At 55.9% G+C, this 16,465-nt stretch carries 18 protein-coding genes, 1 tRNA gene and 2 pseudogenes; 15 read left to right on the forward strand and 6 right to left on the reverse strand.

Translation table 11 applies throughout. The annotated features are described in order from the left end of the window. The first annotated feature begins 15 nt into the window (after positions 1 to 15). The 6 genes from sufC (at position 16) to AB1E34_RS21785 (ending at position 4,498) form a co-directional block, all read left to right on the forward strand. Complete coding sequence (sufC, locus tag AB1E34_RS21760) at positions 16 to 771, forward strand: Fe-S cluster assembly ATPase SufC (RefSeq protein WP_372574413.1); 756 nt, start codon at positions 16 to 18, stop codon at positions 769 to 771. Beyond that, on the forward strand, positions 771 to 2,051 hold the full coding sequence (gene sufD, locus AB1E34_RS21765; RefSeq protein WP_372574414.1) for a Fe-S cluster assembly protein SufD: 1,281 nt from the start codon (positions 771 to 773) through the stop codon (positions 2,049 to 2,051). The genes sufC and sufD overlap by 1 nt, the downstream gene beginning before the upstream one ends. Positions 2,052 to 2,054: 3 nt before the next feature. Further along, positions 2,055 to 2,540 carry a YIP1 family protein gene (locus AB1E34_RS21770; protein ID WP_372574415.1) on the forward strand — a complete coding sequence of 162 codons (486 nt, stop codon included), beginning with the start codon at positions 2,055 to 2,057 and terminating at the stop codon, positions 2,538 to 2,540. Further along, positions 2,537 to 3,130, forward strand: coding sequence for a YIP1 family protein (locus AB1E34_RS21775; RefSeq protein ID WP_372574416.1), 594 nt, complete (start codon positions 2,537 to 2,539; stop codon positions 3,128 to 3,130). The genes AB1E34_RS21770 and AB1E34_RS21775 overlap by 4 nt, the downstream gene beginning before the upstream one ends. Then, positions 3,123 to 4,343, forward strand: a complete 1,221-nt coding sequence (locus AB1E34_RS21780) for a cysteine desulfurase (RefSeq protein WP_372574432.1) — start codon at positions 3,123 to 3,125, stop codon at positions 4,341 to 4,343. The genes AB1E34_RS21775 and AB1E34_RS21780 overlap by 8 nt, the downstream gene beginning before the upstream one ends. 78 nt (positions 4,344 to 4,421) lie before the next feature. Continuing rightward, positions 4,422 to 4,498 (forward strand) — tRNA-Arg (locus AB1E34_RS21785). 75 nt (positions 4,499 to 4,573) lie between these two features. Here the strand turns inward: AB1E34_RS21785 and AB1E34_RS21790 are convergent. Genes AB1E34_RS21790 through AB1E34_RS21805 form a run of 4 tightly spaced genes read right to left on the reverse strand, consistent with a single transcriptional unit; the run spans position 4,574 to position 5,738 of the window. Beyond that, positions 4,574 to 4,948 carry a hypothetical protein gene (locus AB1E34_RS21790; protein ID WP_372574417.1) on the reverse strand — a complete coding sequence of 125 codons (375 nt, stop codon included), beginning with the start codon at positions 4,946 to 4,948 and terminating at the stop codon, positions 4,574 to 4,576. An 8-nt stretch (positions 4,949 to 4,956) separates the two neighbouring features. Beyond that, positions 4,957 to 5,106, reverse strand: coding sequence for a hypothetical protein (locus AB1E34_RS21795; protein WP_372574418.1), 150 nt, complete (start codon positions 5,104 to 5,106; stop codon positions 4,957 to 4,959). Next, positions 5,103 to 5,372 carry a hypothetical protein gene (locus AB1E34_RS21800; protein ID WP_372574419.1) on the reverse strand — a complete coding sequence of 90 codons (270 nt, stop codon included), beginning with the start codon at positions 5,370 to 5,372 and terminating at the stop codon, positions 5,103 to 5,105. Before AB1E34_RS21800 ends, AB1E34_RS21795 begins: the two co-directional genes overlap by 4 nt. 21 nt (positions 5,373 to 5,393) lie before the next feature. Beyond that, positions 5,394 to 5,738: a hypothetical protein gene (locus AB1E34_RS21805; protein WP_372574420.1), complete on the reverse strand. Its 345-nt coding sequence runs from the start codon at positions 5,736 to 5,738 to the stop codon at positions 5,394 to 5,396. A gap of 290 nt (positions 5,739 to 6,028) precedes the next feature. On the opposite strand from AB1E34_RS21805, the gene AB1E34_RS21810 reads away from it, so the two are divergent. Beyond that, complete coding sequence (locus AB1E34_RS21810) at positions 6,029 to 6,883, forward strand: hypothetical protein (RefSeq protein ID WP_372574421.1); 855 nt, start codon at positions 6,029 to 6,031, stop codon at positions 6,881 to 6,883. 397 nt (positions 6,884 to 7,280) lie between these two features. Here AB1E34_RS21810 and AB1E34_RS21815 read toward each other — a convergent pair whose 3' ends face one another. After that, positions 7,281 to 7,844 (reverse strand): YlcI/YnfO family protein, encoded by a 564-nt coding sequence (locus AB1E34_RS21815; RefSeq protein WP_372574422.1) that lies wholly within the window; start codon positions 7,842 to 7,844, stop codon positions 7,281 to 7,283. Positions 7,845 to 8,191: 347 nt separating this feature from the next. On the opposite strand from AB1E34_RS21815, the gene AB1E34_RS21820 reads away from it, so the two are divergent. The 8 genes and pseudogenes from AB1E34_RS21820 to AB1E34_RS21855 all read left to right on the forward strand — a co-directional run bounded on the left by AB1E34_RS21820 (position 8,192) and on the right by AB1E34_RS21855 (position 15,431). After that, the gene (locus tag AB1E34_RS21820; protein WP_372574423.1) at positions 8,192 to 8,917 is read left to right on the forward strand and encodes a phage antirepressor KilAC domain-containing protein; all 726 of its coding nucleotides are present in this window, start codon (positions 8,192 to 8,194) and stop codon (positions 8,915 to 8,917) included. Then, complete coding sequence (locus AB1E34_RS21825; protein WP_372574424.1) at positions 8,914 to 9,588, forward strand: GIY-YIG nuclease family protein; 675 nt, start codon at positions 8,914 to 8,916, stop codon at positions 9,586 to 9,588. The genes AB1E34_RS21820 and AB1E34_RS21825 overlap by 4 nt, the downstream gene beginning before the upstream one ends. Then, a complete protein-coding gene (locus AB1E34_RS21830; protein WP_372574425.1) occupies positions 9,585 to 9,956 on the forward strand; it encodes a hypothetical protein in 372 nt (123 codons plus the stop codon). The genes AB1E34_RS21825 and AB1E34_RS21830 overlap by 4 nt, the downstream gene beginning before the upstream one ends. Positions 9,957 to 10,161: 205 nt before the next feature. Then, positions 10,162 to 11,277 carry a hypothetical protein gene (locus AB1E34_RS21835; RefSeq protein ID WP_372574426.1) on the forward strand — a complete coding sequence of 372 codons (1,116 nt, stop codon included), beginning with the start codon at positions 10,162 to 10,164 and terminating at the stop codon, positions 11,275 to 11,277. A 100-nt stretch (positions 11,278 to 11,377) separates the two neighbouring features. Beyond that, a complete protein-coding gene (locus tag AB1E34_RS21840; protein ID WP_372574427.1) occupies positions 11,378 to 11,626 on the forward strand; it encodes a hypothetical protein in 249 nt (82 codons plus the stop codon). Positions 11,627 to 11,717: 91 nt separating this feature from the next. Beyond that, positions 11,718 to 11,903: pseudogene (locus tag AB1E34_RS26130) on the forward strand (DDE-type integrase/transposase/recombinase); the annotation flags it as partial. Positions 11,904 to 12,402: 499 nt separating this feature from the next. Beyond that, entirely contained in the window at positions 12,403 to 14,340 is a 1,938-nt protein-coding gene (locus AB1E34_RS21850; protein WP_372574429.1) for a hypothetical protein, read from the forward strand. Further along, positions 14,337 to 15,431, forward strand: a complete 1,095-nt coding sequence (locus tag AB1E34_RS21855; RefSeq protein WP_372574430.1) for a transporter substrate-binding domain-containing protein — start codon at positions 14,337 to 14,339, stop codon at positions 15,429 to 15,431. The genes AB1E34_RS21850 and AB1E34_RS21855 overlap by 4 nt, the downstream gene beginning before the upstream one ends. Before the next feature lie 226 nt (positions 15,432 to 15,657). On the opposite strand, the pseudogene istB reads toward AB1E34_RS21855, so the two are convergent. Beyond that, a pseudogene (gene istB, locus AB1E34_RS21860) lies at positions 15,658 to 16,320 on the reverse strand (IS21-like element helper ATPase IstB); the annotation flags it as partial. Positions 16,321 to 16,465 lie beyond the last annotated feature (145 nt).

The following is a 16,465-nucleotide window of genomic DNA, read 5'->3' on the forward strand; positions in this document are numbered from 1 at the left end:
AGAGACGAGGATAAAATGCTGGAAATCAAGAACCTGCATGTGAAACTTGAAGAAGAGGAAAAGCAGATCCTCAAAGGCGTCGACCTGACGGTCGAGGCGGGCAAGGTGCATGCGATCATGGGGCCCAACGGCTCTGGCAAATCGACGCTCAGCTACGTTCTGTCCGGGCGCGACGGTTATGAGGTGACCGAAGGCAGCGCGACCCTGAATGGCGAGGACTTGCTGGAGCTTGAGCCGGAAGAGCGCGCGGCATTGGGCGTGTTCCTGGCGTTTCAGTACCCGGTGGAAATTCCGGGCGTCGGCAACATGACTTTCCTGCGCACGGCTGTGAACGCCCAGCGCAAGGCGCGTGGCGAGGACGAACTGAGCGCCAGCGACTTCCTCAAGCTGGTGCGTGAGCGCGCCAAGGCACTGAAGATCGACGCCGACATGCTCAAGCGTCCGGTCAATGTCGGCTTCTCCGGCGGTGAGAAAAAGCGCAACGAGATCCTGCAGATGGCGGTTCTGGAACCCAAGATGTGCATTCTGGACGAGACCGATAGCGGTCTGGATGTGGATGCGATGAAGCTGGTGGCCGGGGGCGTGAACGCGCTGCGCGATGAGGGTCGTGGATTCCTTGTTATCACGCATTATCAACGGCTTCTGGATCATATCAAACCTGATGTTGTGCATATCATGGCCGATGGCCGCATCGTGAAATCCGGCGGGCCGGAGCTTGCGCTTGAGGTCGAACATAACGGCTATGGCGATATTCTGGCCGAGGTGCAGTGATGGCGGTGCCCGAACAGAAACTGTCGGCAACCGAGGCGCGCCTGAGCGCCATGGAATTGCCCGAACCCGGATGCACCCGCCCGGCGCGCGAGGCGGCCCTGGCCCGCGTCCGCGAGATGGGGCTGCCGTCGCGGCGCGACGAATACTGGAAATACACCCGGCCTGATACTCTGGTCGATGCGGTCGCACCTGCGGCGGCGGTGTTCGAGAACGACGAAAAACCGCTCTTTGATGGGGTGGACCGGCTGAGGATCGTCTTTGTTGACGGCGTATTCGATCCCGAACTGTCCGATGAACTGGCGCTTGAAGGCGTCCGCATCGACCGGCTCGAGGATATCTGCTGCAAGGATATTCATTGGGCCAAGGACCTGTATGGCGTGTTGGAAGCGCGCGGCCACACCCCGGTTCCGCGCCCCTTGGCCGCACTGAACACGGCCTTTGCAAGCGATGGTGTGGCAATTCACATCACGCAGAAGGTTTCCAAACCGATCAGCCTGATTTATCGCCATGCATCAAATACTTCCGATGCGATCCTGCACCACGTGGTGCGGGTCGAGGAGGGGGCCGAGGCCACCATTCTGGAAAACGGCCCGGCTGCGTCGCGCTTCAACAAATGCATGGAGATAGACATCGCCGATGGTGGCACGCTGCATCATGTGCGTGCTCAGGGGCGTGATCATGAACGCCGCGCGGTGACGCATATGTTCACCCGTTTGGGCACGGAGTCGGTCTACAAATCCTTCACCCTCACCGTGAACGGCGTGCTGACCCGCAACGAGCAGGTGATCGAGCTGACCGGCGACGACGCCGTCGCCCATGTGGCGGGCGCCTGTGTGGGCGATGGTGATTTCCATCACGACGATACCGTCTTCATCACGCATGACGCGGTCAATTGCGAAAGCCGTCAGGTGTTCAAGAAAGTCCTGCGCAACGGCGCGGTCGGCGTGTTTCAGGGCAAGATTCTGGTCAAGGAAGGCGCGCAAAAGACTGATGGCTACCAGATCAGCCAGTCTCTGCTGCTGGATGACGACAGCCAGTTCCTCGCCAAGCCGGAGCTTGAGATCTATGCCGATGACGTGGCCTGCTCGCACGGCTCGACCTCGGGCGCGATTGATGAAACAGCGCTGTTCTATATGCGCTCGCGTGGTGTGCCGGAAAAAGAGGCAACTGATTTGCTGACACTGGCCTTCCTGGCCGAAGCGGTGGAAGAGATCGAGGATGAGGCGCTGGCCGGGGACATCGTGGACCGGCTGGATGGCTGGCTGTCGCGCCGGGCCTGAGCCATGTCGGTGACGGCTGACATAACGGCAACCTATCGTGGCCCCGCCCGCGTGATGCAACGCCTGCTGGCGATGGGTCAGCGCGAGGACCGTGCGCTGGCCATCCTGATGGGGGCCTGCGCGCTGGTCTTCATCGCGCAGATGCCCCGCCTTGCACGAGAGGCGCATCTGAGCGGGCAGGAGCTGAACATGCTGCTGGGCGGCGCCTTGTTGGGTTGGCTCATCATCGCGCCGCTTCTGCTTTATGTGCTGGCCGCGTTCAGCCATGTGTTGGCACGGCTGATCGGCGGCAAGGGCGAATGGTATGGGGCTCGTCTGGCACTGTTCTGGTCGCTGCTCGCCTCGACGCCGGTTCTGCTGCTGCAGGGGCTGGTGGCGGGTTTCATCGGTCCGGGACCGGGGTTGAACCTTGTGGGCATGATCTGGATCGCGGTGTTTTTCTGGTTCTGGATCGCTAGTCTCAGGCAGGCCGAAAGGAGCGGGCAATGAACTCGGCGGGGTGGCGCGATCTGGCGATCCTGACGCTGAAGGCGCCTGCGCAGGCTGCGCGTGAGCTGCTTGCACTGCACCTGGGGCGCAACGTGCTGTGGTTGGCTTTTGCGCTGGCTGTTGTGCTGAACACGGCCGCGCAGGTCCTGTCGGATCTGATGATTTCCAACCTGACCGGAGAGTTGCCGATCCTTGCCTTGCCGCCCATGGCTTATGCAGCGTTCTTTACCGGTGCGATACTTCTCTTTGTCTCGGTCTTGTCGTTCGTCGGCCCCAAGATGGGCGGCTCGGGGCGGTTCAACGATGTCTTTGTGCTGATCATCTGGCTGCAATATCTGCGCTTCGTGCTCGAAATACTGGTGCTGATCCTGCTGTTGGTCGCGCCGGTGTTTGGTGCCTTGATCGGGATAGCCGGGTCTTTGGTCGGTCTTTACATCATGGTCCATTTCATTGATCAGGCGCACAGGCTTAATTCGGTCGGGCAATCCGTGCTTCTGTTGTTGGTGTCGATCGTTGCAATGGCTGTGGTTTTATATTTTGTCCTGTCCCTTGCCGGGGGACCAGTTGTAGGGAATGCAACCTTTGTATGATGTCCAGAAAATCCGCGAGGATTTCCCGATCCTCAGCCGCGAGGTGAATGGCAAACCTCTGACCTATCTGGACAATGGCGCCTCGGCACAAAAGCCGCAGGTGGTGATCGACGCGGTAACGCGCGCCTATTCTCTGGAATATTCCAACGTCCATCGCGGGTTACACTACCTGTCTAATCTGGCGACCGAGCATTATGAGGCCGTGCGCGGCACCATCGCACGCTTTCTGGGCGCGCCCAGCGAGGATGAGATCGTCCTGAACTCGGGCACCACCGAAGGGATCAATCTGGTCGCCTACGGCTGGGCCATGCCACGGCTTGAGGCCGGAGATGAGATCGTGCTGTCGGTGATGGAACACCACGCCAATATCGTGCCCTGGCATTTTCTGCGCGAACGGCAGGGCGTGGTGCTGAAATGGGTTGATGTGGACGCAACCGGCGCGCTGGACCCGCAAGCGGTGATCGATGCAATCGGGCCTAAGACTAAACTGGTTGCCGTGACACAGTGTTCCAATGTTCTGGGCACGATTGTCGACGTCAAGGCGATCACCGAGGGCGCCCATGCCAAGGGCGTACCAGTGTTGGTCGATGGCAGCCAGGGCGCGGTGCATATGCCGGTGAATGTGGCTGATCTCGGCTGCGATTTCTACGCGATCACCGGGCACAAGCTCTATGGCCCTTCCGGTTCTGGCGCGATCTACATAAAGTCCGAGCGCATGGCAGAGATGCGCCCCTTCATGGGCGGCGGCGACATGATCCGCGAGGTCAGCAAGGACGTGGTCACCTATAACGACCCACCGATGAAGTTCGAGGCCGGGACACCCGGCATCGTGCAGACCATCGGACTGGGCGCGGCGCTGGACTATCTGATGGATCTGGGCATGGACCAGATCGCGGCACATGAAGGTGGCTTGCGCGATTATGCCATGCAACGTCTGACCGGGCTGAACTGGCTGCATCTGCAGGGCACGCGCCCTGACAAAGCCGCGATCTTCAGCTTTACCTTGAACGGTGCCGCGCATGCCCATGATATCTCAACGATTCTCGACAAAAAGGGTGTGGCCGTGCGGGCCGGGCATCACTGTGCCGGGCCGCTGATGGACCATCTGGGCGTCACCGCCACCTGCCGCGCCAGCTTCGGGCTTTATAACACGGTCGAAGAGGTCGACACGCTGGTGGATGCGCTGGAACTGGCGCATGAGTTGTTTGGCTGAAACGCGCAGGCAAAAAGGCGCGGCGCGCGGGCATTTCCGATTGCAGCGCGCCGGGTGATATCCTATAGCCCGTCTCAGGCACCCATAGCTCAGCTGGATAGAGCGCTGCCCTCCGAAGGCAGAGGCCTCAGGTTCGAATCCTGATGGGTGCGCCATAAAATCAATAACTTAGAGCAGTCGGGTTTCTTCTGTTTCTGTTACTTGTAACAAAAACCACCTAGCATTCAGCCTTACTTGGCCGTTGGAATCGCTTCTTGTAGTGCCTCAATATGATCTCTGCTGAGCCCCATCTTCTGTGCCGCCTCTATGGCTTTCGCTGCGCGACCTGAAACAGAGCGCTCCGTGTCGATCTTTTTTTGCACGCCTTTATCTTCGTCGCTCGCGGGGACAACGGGAGATGGCTGATACCATTGCCCATCAATTCGATATGACGTGACGGCCTTTATCGGGCAATTGCTGCCCATAACGTACTTTCCTCGGCCTATACGGAGCGCTGTAGCCTCCAACTCACAAACATTCGAGATGTACTGTCGTCCGCGCCCCTCTATGTCATCGGTATTCTTGTAAACAACCCATACGGTTCTCACGTCGTGGGCTTCGATCATTGTTCTATTCATCCTATCTCCTTTCCACGGCCTTGAGCGACTCCAATGCTGAGCCGGTAAGCCATGGAAACTGCTCGGCGCTGCTGCAATAGCCACTCGTAGGGAAACAATATGCAGCCGAAGAGGTACATGAAGGCTGCTCGCAGATAGAGGGTCATGTGTCGCCTTCCTCTGCCAGAGCGCGGAGGGCGGTGTCTTGGCAAGTGCCTCCCATCGGAGCGCCACACCACAGGCAGTCGCCGTTGAAATGGTCCATGTCGCCACCCTTGCAGCGCTTCGGGAAGGCTAGCTCTAACGCAGTTTGCGCGTCATCTTGGAATGCAGTCACAGCGCCAAGCTCAGTAGTCGCTTCAATCTCATCTTCGGGGCTTGGCCCGGAGAAATTGCGCACCTCTTCAAGCTTGTGTTCGGCAAACTCGGTCAAGAAGTCCCTTACTCCAATGCGCTATCCCGAAACATCGTCAGAAGGGTTTTCGAGTTGAGCTTCGCGCTCCATGATCTTTTGCTCCAGCGAATAGCGATTGGATAAGAAGCCCCTCAGCCTCTTGCGCTGATCAACATAATGGAGGCCGCCACCGATAAAGGCCAACGCTCCCGCTGAAAGGACCAGGTTAGTCAGTTCATCGCTGCGACCGCCGCCAAGCGTGAGGGAAGCTGCTACGGCAAACGTACCGACCCAGAAGACAATCAACGAAATACTCATTGACTTGCCGATTGAGTCGCACTTCTCAGTTAGTGCTTTCAGCCTTTCTCGTTCGCCCTCTAGGGCATCTTGTTGAAACTGGCGCACCGAAAATCTCCGAGGGGTTGACCTCCGCCACCCTAGCATTGCCTCAACTTGGAGCAAGCCGGGACAATAAGCGAAACCACCGGCCAAGGAAGTGACTGCCGGTGGTTTCGATGTCGCTGATTTTCTGGGTGGGTAGCGACACTACCTAGGGGTGTAGGAGGCAAGTGTGGCTCGTGTAAGGCGGGATTGTGGTTTTTGATCGCTCCCTCCGTTCTAAGTGCACTCAGCATGCGACGTTGACAAATAAACCCTAGATTGCAACGATTTCTCCATTGAGATTGGAGATTGTTGTGCAAGAAGTTTCGGATAATACCGTTAGCCTGTACTTCGGGTTGCATGAGGGCAAGAATGCGGACCTAGAGATTATCTCTAGAGCGGCAATCGAATGGGTTAACTCGATTCGCCATTCTGCAAAAATGATCGATCCGAGCTTGGATATACGGGTCGAATTTGTGAACGCTCACGAAGGCAGCCTGTCGATCAACACTATTCTGGACTGGGGCGAGGCCCAGCTGGAGCGGTTGGAGAAAATTAAGCACCCCCGCCTAGCCAAACTGGCGGTGGCCTTAGCGATTTTTTTGATGATCGATGCTGGTCCCGCAAGTGACTATTGGTTCGGTAGCCCAGACGAACTTGAACTGAGTCAAGAAGATAGAAAGTTGCTTAACAATTTCTTGGAGGAGATATCCAGGTCTGAGGAGCTCAAGAATTCGAACCGCAACTTCTTTAACGTAATCAGCAACGATAAAGCGGTCAGCTTTGTGGGTGTATGCGAAGCGCCGGGTTCGCCTCCGGCATACAGCGTCCCTAGTAGTCAATTCGGCGAGCGGAGTGGTCTTTGGGAGCAAGAGGCCGATCCGAATGAGCGATTTGCCGAACGCGTTTCCGACGTTGTGTTGGAAACTCCGGACTTGAGTAACGAGGATCGGAAATGGCGGTTCTTGGATATAGCCACAGGTAAGCGTTTCACAGCAAAGATGCGTGACGAGGAATTCGTTAACCTGCTTGCGTCGGGCGGTATCGAAGAAAACCTCCGGATGGGCATCAAGATGCAAATCCAGATTCGCTTCACAGAGCGGCTTGTGGACGGTGAATGGCAGTCACTGCCCTCGACGATAGAAGTGCTGAAGGTCACTCTTGCTTGAAATTCGGCGACCTATCGCGGATGCGACCAAGAATACGCATATTGCAACCAAGGCGACGACGGCAAGAAAGTACGTTGGTCCGGGTGCAATCGTTCGAAATAGCAGGAGACAGAGAACGATCAGCCCGACGCTAAACGAAAACTTGGCTAACCTTTTGCGCTTACTTGGTTTCATGATCAAGTCTGCTCCTATGGCAGAAACAGTAGTGCATCACCTCAAAAAAGTCAACGAGGAGTCGGTTTAACCTATTGTAAATACAGGTGAAATACACTTGCTCCCTGAGCAATAGACCCTAAGTCATTGCGTCCAGTGAGAAAACCCCAGGAGTTCATGCGCGTCGCTTCTCATCAGGGAATAGGACCGCTAACTCAGCACTGACTTACTTTTCGGGGCGCGGCTAATCGTCGTCAAATCTCACGGCCCGTTGTCCGGTCGGTTTTGACCGCCGAGTTGGCGTGCTGTCGGCCTGACCTGAGATCAGGTTCTCGTCGTCATTGGAAGGTATGTCGGCTTGGCCGGGGACGTTGGTAGGCTGATCGAGTGCTTCGTTAAAGCCGCCGCTGAATTTCTTCTTTGATCTGCCCTCGGCCATAGCGTCTTTGAAGCCGCCCTTAATCGATGGGGGATTGCCGTCTTCTTTGGCCGATACAGTAAGTGTGGGCTGGCTGGCATGGATCATTTCCTTGATTTTGCTTGGGTTTGCTTCGGCCCATTCTTTTGCGGCCTTATTGACCAAATCTGCCATCGTAGGGTCATCAAATCCATCGAGCCGCGCTTTGTTCAAAACGGAAAGTATATGGGCGTTCATTTCCTGCATTGGTGACAATGGTGCGGGGAACTTTTCCTCGAGCGCCTCAATGATCAGGGCGTTCATAGATAGCTTGCCAGTCGCTGCCGCTTCTATCCGGTCATAGAGCGCTTGAGGCAAACGGAGGGTCGTTCTTTTGAGCTTGGCGTCCATGCGGCGTCACTTTCTGCTTGACGTCGATACGACGCCGTATTACGTTGACGCCTAATAGACGTCGCACAGGAGATACGAAACCAGAATGACAAATGCAACAGCCATAGCTCGCACAACCGTGCGACTTCCGGTCAGTGTTAAGCGCTGGCTGGAGAGAAAGTCAGACGAGAAGGGCATATCCGCCAACGCTCTCGTCAATCTGACACTTCAAGAGAAGATGGAGGCCGAGGGCGGGGGAACCGCCAGAGGAAACGGCGAATGATGCCTGGAATAAGTAAAGCCACCAGAGCTGCAACTCCGATGGCTTTGAAAGAAACCCGACTTTCGACAATCGAGGAAATCTTAGGATGAATATACCAATCAAGATCGAAAACTTCAATGGCGAACACCGCGTTCGCGATCTGCAACTAGCCGAAGCGCTTGGATTTGAGCGGCCACGGAACATTCGAAAGCTGATCGAGCGTCACTCGTCGGCCTTGGCAGAGTTCGGAGAGATATGCTCCACCGTGGAGCAAATACCAAATGTGCCGGGTCGGCCTGCAAAAACCTACTATATGAACGAAGAGCAGGCGGTTTACATCTGCACCAAGTCGGACACAGAGAAGGCGACCGAGGTGTCTATCGAAGTGGTCAAAACCTTCGTGGCAGTAACGCGCGGTCAGCGCCCCGTTGCGGCGTTACCGGACTACGGCGACCCGGAAGTGGTTCTTGGTGTGATCTCACATCTGAAAGAGGAGGCGGATGCAGCCAAAGCCAAGGTTGTTGAGCTAACACCCAAGGCTGAGGGCTTCGACCACTTGATGAACGCGGATGGTCTTTATGGCTTGCAAAACGCCGCGCGGGCAATTGGGGCAAGGCCGAACCTGTTCACCCGCTGGCTCAAGCAAGCCTACCTGTTTTACCAGGGCGGTGCATTGGTCCCACGTGTGCAGTTCACGCAGCGCGGATTGTTCGAGGTGAAGACCACTATCGTTGACGACAAGGCACGGCCCCGCACCTTCATAACACCGAAGGGCTTGGACTTCTTCCGTGACAAGGTTCCTGCGGAATTTCTGACTGGGGGTGCGGCATGAAGGCAGATTGGATCAAACTTGAAGAGTATCAGGGCGATGTCTGCGGCAAGATGGTTTACGCGGCAGAGTTCGAGGGGGCAATAAAGATCGGCGTCTCGGTGGACCCTGTGCAACGACTGAACACCATAAGGACATCTTCCGGGCGTAAGCTGATCGACGCCTATGTATTGTGGGCACCCGATCCTTACGTCGCGATTGCGGCAGAGGCATATCTTCACGGATTACACGCCTCGAAAAGGTTGGAGGGTGAGTGGTTTTCCGTTTCATTGCAAGGCGTTGTTAAGGGATCGCTGGAAGTCACCCCTTGTAACGAGGCATCAGGACTCAATAAGCCAATGTCTGACGGTCAAAGGGAGCTTGGGTATTCACTTGTGATGGTCGCGACCGCTGAACAGGTCCTGAGCGCTCAAGAATACTCGGCAACCGCTGCTATCATTCCGACTATTGGATACGTCTTTGGGTGCATATCTAAAGCTTCCGAGGCGCTAGGTCGGTCTTTCGAGATTGAACCCAACACAACGACAGCAGACGCGATCCGGGCTTATGTCGCTTTTCTAGAGCAAGCAGAGCAGGCCGGGTTCGACACGGGGATGAACGGTGACGAGTTGCAGAGGATTGTCGAAAACTCCTGCTACTACACTAAGGCCCAGTTCAAGGAGGGCTTAGCATGAGACGCCGCGATCTTCTGAAGTCCTCACTGCCTGTTCTGGCTGGTACCGTTGTTGCTGGCGGCCTGACCGGGGAAATTCTGGACGCAGAGCCGATTGACCCGCATGTCGAGTGGTTCGAACGGTACTCAGTTCTTCGTAAGGATATGAATTCTGACCCGGATGACATCGAAAATGGAGACCCTCGCACCGATGAGTGCCTGTACCTAGAAGCAAAAACCGGTGGAACCCCGGCGCAAACGGTGCAAGGACTTCTTGCTCAGGCCGGGCTCGCGGCTCATCCAGACTTCGGGCTGATTGATGGATCGTACAGTCCAGCAGTCCCGCCACTACTGAACAACATAACAATGTCCCTTCGGGCGCTGGTGTAACGGACTTGGGGCGACGTTCGTCGGTCGTCCCAATCAATTAGTCGCGACAGCGGCAAGGCGTACGCGGCAAGGTGGTCGAGACGTGGTGTGTCCGGTTTCGGCGTGGCGATCCATGGCAAGTTAAGTTCGCCAATTAACTAACTGAAAATCATAAATATCAGGCTCTCTCCTTCGGGGGAGGGCCTTTCCTACATGAGGTCTATCGATGGCAGAATTCGATGACTCCGCAGAATGGTCTGTGGGCACTACGGGCACGTCTCTAAATGCCAACAATGGCATAAGGCGCAGGTGGTCTGAACAGACCGTTGCCGCCCTTCGTGCCTCCGGGCTGCTGGACAATATGATTGACGGCACCGTTGCCCCTGTAGATCAAACGGCGCTTTGGCTGGACAAGAGCACCGACCCTGCCGTGCTGAAGGCGTACAATGTCGGCTCTGGCGTCTGGGAGCAGGTCACACAGGAATGGCTCCGATCCGGCGACGGTGGCAGCCTGCCGTTCCAGTTCTTTGGCAACTCAACCATTCTGCTGGCCGATACGACCATGGGATACAGCGCCGGACCGGGCATTTCCACCATCGTAACGGCAGGTGACTACATAGATGCAGGTGGCATTCAATACGAAGTAGCCGCAGCAGCAGCAGTGGATCATCACGAGACGACTGCAGGCGGGGTGAAGCTATACGAGTCGGGGTACTTCTTCACAGTTGAGGCTCGCCTAACCGATGCCATTACGCGAAACGGTAGCAACTATCGGGACGGCTCCATCTTATCTGCACCCCAGGCGCTTTGGCAGAAATCCGGCCTTGTTTGGGTTGAGCGCAACACAGCAGATGATGCGGTAGTCATTGCAGGCACGAAGATAGACGACGCCGTTAACGCGGTTGCGGTGAACAGAATTCAGCAGATGGGCGCACGAACTTTCATCGGCAACCCGACAGGTTCATCTGCAACGCCGGTAATAATGGGTCTTACTCTAGGCCTCGATATGTTGGGATTCACCGGCGTGAATAACGGCGCGGAGAGGTCTCTTGGTCTTCCTGATGACTACACCGGCGCGGCGGTTACCGAATTTCGCTTCGGCAGCTTGAGTACAAATGCTTCCGGTACAACAACCTATACCTATGATGATCCGTTCCCCACTCAGTGCCGGGGTGTCTTTTGCCAATCGCAAGGCCCAATCGACACCAGCGTTTACGAAATACAAGTCGCCAATTTCACGAACGCGACGGACTTTGAAGTGGTTGTTACGCGCGGTGGCAAGAAGACCCCTGAGATTGATGAGGAGCAAGTCAAAGAACTGCACGCGAAGATCGGGGATTGAGATCTTTGTCCGCCATTGGTCCGAGGACAATGGTCGAAACCGTGGCCAACGATTTTTTGTCACGAAAGCTCAAACCCTGGGGCCTGAAGTGAGACGTGGCATGATCGAGAAGGACAATTCCAGCCTGTCGATAGGCAAACAGTGCAGGCTGCTGTCGATCTCGCGGTCGTCGTTCTACTACCAACCCAAGGGCGAGACGGCGCTGAACCTGATGCTGATGCGCCAGATCGATGAGCAGTTCCTGGAAACCCCGTTCTTCGGTGTCCGGCAGATGACCTGGCACCTCCGAAACGAAGGCCATCCACTGACCGGCAGGGCATTGCGGAGCAATGTCCCGAGAGGTTGGTGAACGAGAAACGCATCCGACGGCTGATGCGTCTCATGGGCCCTCCTCTCGGCAGATTTGGCAAGCCAAATCGCCTGCCGGGCAACGGATGCCGATCTACCAGAAACCCAACACCAGCAGGCCTGCGAAGGGCCACAAAACCTGTCCATATCTGTTGAAGGGTCTGCGTGTGACCCGACCCAATCAGGTCTGGGCGGCGGATATCACCTATCTGCCAATGAGGCGCGGGTTCCTATATCTGGTCGCGATCATCGACTGGCACACCCGCAAGGTGCTGGCCTGACCTACCTCCAGAATTGGGCCTAGCGAAAAGCGGACATCCCTGCTGCATACGCGAAGCGACCCGTCGGGAGGGCGTGACCCGGTCATTCGCTGTAGGGGCGAAGCATCTGTGGCAGCAGGTATAAAGCGGACCCTGATCGTCTGAATGGCGTTGATCTCGCGAATTTCGATCTAAGGGCGGTTGCCCTCATCAGCCGAACGATAGATCAAAAGTCATAAGACAAATTCGCGATTGATGCTCTTCAAGATTCCGGATTGTGAACCAGAGTATTTGGACTGTTGGTTCAGGTTCTCAACGTCAGGTCTTGAAATTTATTCAATTTTAGGTCATAAATATTACTTTCAGCTCTCCATAAAGGGGCGACTCTATGAGTATTCTAAAGGCATTCATCATTTTATCTATTTCTTGGGCTGTCGTACCGGATGTAACGTATGCGCAGACCTGTAACCCTGCACTGGGCTGCCGCTAACTGCTGTAATCTCTGAGGAGCGGTTTAGTGCTTTCTAACGTTTTGTTCCAACAGGCGTTCGCGCTTGTTTTTGGGGCGGCTATTGTTGTCGCCTTTTCCTTTGAAAGGTTCAACCGGCCTAGCTACGAAGGCCGCTATGAGCTTGACAAGTTAGTGGCCCTGCTCGCGCCTGACCAGCTCAGAGCGCGGCGTGTGGTGATGCATGCGTTCGGCCTGTATCTGCTCGCTCTTCTTCTGCTCTATTTCTTCTTCTGCGGCTTTGCAAATCTGCTGCCGCTGCTTGATTTCAAACCAAAAGTGGGCGCGACGGATGTGCCCGGAGACGGGGCTGAAATGGGCCTGGGCATTCCGCCCGCAGTCTCGCTTTCGGTGGCACTGGTCATGGTGGGCCTCGCCCCGTCCTTTCCAATTCTGCGCCGCCTGGAGGATTCGTTGCGTTTCGCTGCGCACCGTGTTGCCGGGATTCCCACGCGCATCCTGGAAAACAGCCGGGTCTTGCGCCGGGGGCAGCTTCCTTTCCCAGCCGGAATCGCCCCCGATTGCGATGCCTATCTGATCGATGCGGGAGACTGGAAACGTATTGCGCATTACAGTGACTGCGATCGAAAATTCGTCACGGCCAGAAGCGATTTCGAACAGGATCTGCGCATCATATTCGCTGGCTTCAGCTGGATCATCGACGAAAAGCTGACACTCTCCAACAGTGCGAAACGGTTGCGTTTCAGACAGATAGAAGAAGAGCTTCGCGCCCGGAAAACCCGCCTGATCCGCACCCTCGACAAGGTTTCGGGGTTCGATCTGAACGGCGCGGCCTTGCCGGAAGAAGAGGCGCAGCACGACCAGAAACCCGGACCGGAAACACCCGAAGTCCAGCAGGACGATTGGGGAGAGCTATCGCGGAAGGTCGATGATCTCGCCAGTGACTTCTGCCTGCTCATCGCGCTTTATGCCGAACATGACATCATCCTTCCCTTTGCTCCGCGCAAAAAGGTCAAACCGGGCAAGGATAATCAGGTATTGCGCGACTCGGTGCATCAGCATGACGAGGCGATGTCGGTTCTCAGGAACTTTACCCTGTTGATCGACGATTTTTCTGCTGGCAAACGATCCGGTCCCGGCCATACCGGCGCAACCTTCATCTGGGCCACCTGCACGATCGTTTTGATGACCATTATCTGGAGCCTTTATCCCGGAAAGCTCGAATACGAACTCCGGTTCGGGGAGGTTCAATCCTGGAACAGCTACCCCATCCGGCATCAGCTATTCGATGCGGTCGTGAATTTCTGCGTACCGCTGCTTGTCGGTCTGGGTATACGCGACTCCGGCCGGATTTCGGACAGTTGGGCAAATCTCTGGGAATCCAGATGGCCCGTCGCCCTGATCCAGATATTGGTGGTTTTCCTGCTGGCGTGGTTCGTGTCCATGCTGATCGTGACAGGAACCGGCATCTGGTTCATCGCAATGACCGAAAGCTGGGAGTTCGCAGGGTATCATCTGGCAACCCAGATCGAGTATGAATCGATACTCAAAATGCGCGGCGCTGCTCTGGCCGTCGTGGTTCTCTATGTGATCGATGTCTTCAGCCGGGACCAATATAGCGGCCAGAAAACGATCACGCCCGTCACTTCGGAGCCCGATCAGACGGAAAATTCGGTTGCGCCCCCGGAAGCGGTGAAACCGGTCCGCCACCGGCTGCGCGACAGTTTCCGGTGGGCGTTCACTGCCGCGTTGATCGTTGGCTTTCTGGGTGCGCTGGGGCGTTCGATCTCGCTGCTCGTGGCCGCCCGGGAGGCACCGATTCCGCGCCCTGGTCTGGACGCCATAGACGGCGGGTTGATCTTTTATTCGACCACCTATTCTGCACTGATCGCATTTGCCGTGACGCTGATGATTTCAGAAGTCCTCAGAGACGGCGAGGCCGCTAGGAAAATCCGCCGGATACGTGAAGAGAAGGCCTTGGCATGAATACGCGAATTTTGCTGATGGCCGTTTTTGCAGCAGTTTTTCCCCAGCTTTCCTCATCACAGGTCAAGGCAACGTCAGGACCCGTGACCATTGGCGTGCGCACGGATGCGCCGCCCTTCGTATGGCGGAACGACCAGACCGGCAGCTATGTCGGTTTCTTTTATGATATCTGCACATTGGCCGTGAAACGCGCTGGCTACATGTTTGAAGAGAAAGACGTCGATGCAACAAAAAGAAAAGCGTTCTTTGAAGGAAATGGCGGAAACTACAACCTGCTTTGCGACCCGACAACAGTGACATTGGAACGGCTTAGGCATTTTATTGATCGAAAAGGGCTCAGCCATCTTCAGTTTTCGCCAATCCTATTCGTCGCAAATGGCTCCTACATGAGCCTGGATGCGTCGCAGCCAACGGATAAGGGATTTTTTGACGTCAGGGACGAAGACAAAAACAAAGAGAATTGCGAACGACTCATCGATGCGACCTGGACGCCGCCTTCGGGCAAACCGCCAGAGCAAGAAAAATCCTGTGGCGAATACTTCGGCGATCCTTTCAGTGGCACCAAACTGAAAAACTGCCTGAGCAGCAAAATACAGCTCAGGCCGTCCCCGCCGGACCCCATGCGGATCACCACGGGTGAAATCTGGGGATATGTAAAGGGCGCCACGATCAAGGATCATGTTGACGCCGTGGCGCAGGATCAGTGGGATGACGGTGAAGGGAAACTGATATGTGAGAAGAGTTTAGACACTCACAAGCAAGCGGTTGAGCTTTTTTGCACCGGCCATCTCGCGCGCTATTACGGGGATCTGGACATCATACGCGCCGCGATCTCCGAATATGTCAAAACCGGCAAACCCTGTAGTTATACCGAGCCGCCCGAACAAGAAAGAACATATGAACCCTACGCCCTCGTATTGTCTTCATCAGAACTCCATCCGGATTTCCCCGAGCGTTTCGTGCATTCGCTCTATGGAATGTTCTATGATGGGACGGTTCAGAAATTATACGAGGTGAATTTCCCCGGCACGACGCCTACGACCTATCTGGACAAGCTTTTTCAGATCAATCAGGTTCCTTTGGGGAAGTAAGCAGGCTAGCAGTCACTTTGTATGTGGTTCTAAACTGATCTGAGCCTCAATTTTTCTGCTCTTTGGGGAGCGTACTTGGGATTATCCGGATGGCGTTTCACCACCTGACCTTCCAACATAGCTTTTTTTTTGAAGTTTCGCGCCCTGCGTGTCGATGGCATCTCAAATTTCCCCAAAACGGGCAGGTTAAAATTCCCCAGTTTGGCGGTTTCGATTGTCAGCCGGATTATTGACTTGCAGCTCCGTTCTTTGGCGGACGGCCGCGCCGTTTTGGCGGTGGCGGTGGTGTGATGGGTGCGTTTGTGCGGGTGTGTTCCGGGATCAGGTCGGTATGGCCGCGCAGGCGGTAGCTGGCGCCTTCGAGCTGTACGACGACGGGATCACCGAAGACATCGCCCCATTCAGCGAAGCCCCGATTGGATGTCAGGATCATCGCGCCTTTTTCGTAGCGGGCATTGACGAGCTGGAAGAACAGGTTTGCGCCGCCTTGGGTGATGGGCAGGTAGCCGATTTCATCCACGATCAGTAGCGATGGGCGAGCATAGAAGCGGATTTTGTCGGCGAGTCGGCCTTCGCGCTCAGCTTTGACCAGTGCTTCAATCAGCTCCGCCAATGTCGCGCGATAGACCTGCTTTCCAGCCTTCACGGCGGCGACGCCAAGGGCTGTCGCCAGGTGGGATTTCCCGGTGCCGGGCGGACCCAGGAAGTGCACCACCTCCGCCCTGCGGATGACGTCCAACTGGGCCAAGGCGGCGATGCGCTCTCGGTCAAGCGAAGGTTGGAAGCTGAAGTCAAAGCCTTCCAGAGTTTTCATGGGCATCAGCTTCGCTGTCTTGAGCGCAACATCGATGCGCCGCGTTTCCCTGGTCGCATATTCCTCGCTAAGAAGTGCCTCTAAAGTTCCGAGCCTTTAACCTGATCCATATCCAGCCTCACAGAAGTAATTCCAACATTCCCGCGATGTGAACAGATTGCAGATTTCGGCGAGTGCATCGAACATCTGGTCGAATGTCCTAGCCGCGATCCTTCGCAAA

The organism is Ruegeria jejuensis (assembly GCF_041537905.1).
In the GTDB taxonomy this organism is placed as follows: domain Bacteria; phylum Pseudomonadota; class Alphaproteobacteria; order Rhodobacterales; family Rhodobacteraceae; genus Ruegeria_C.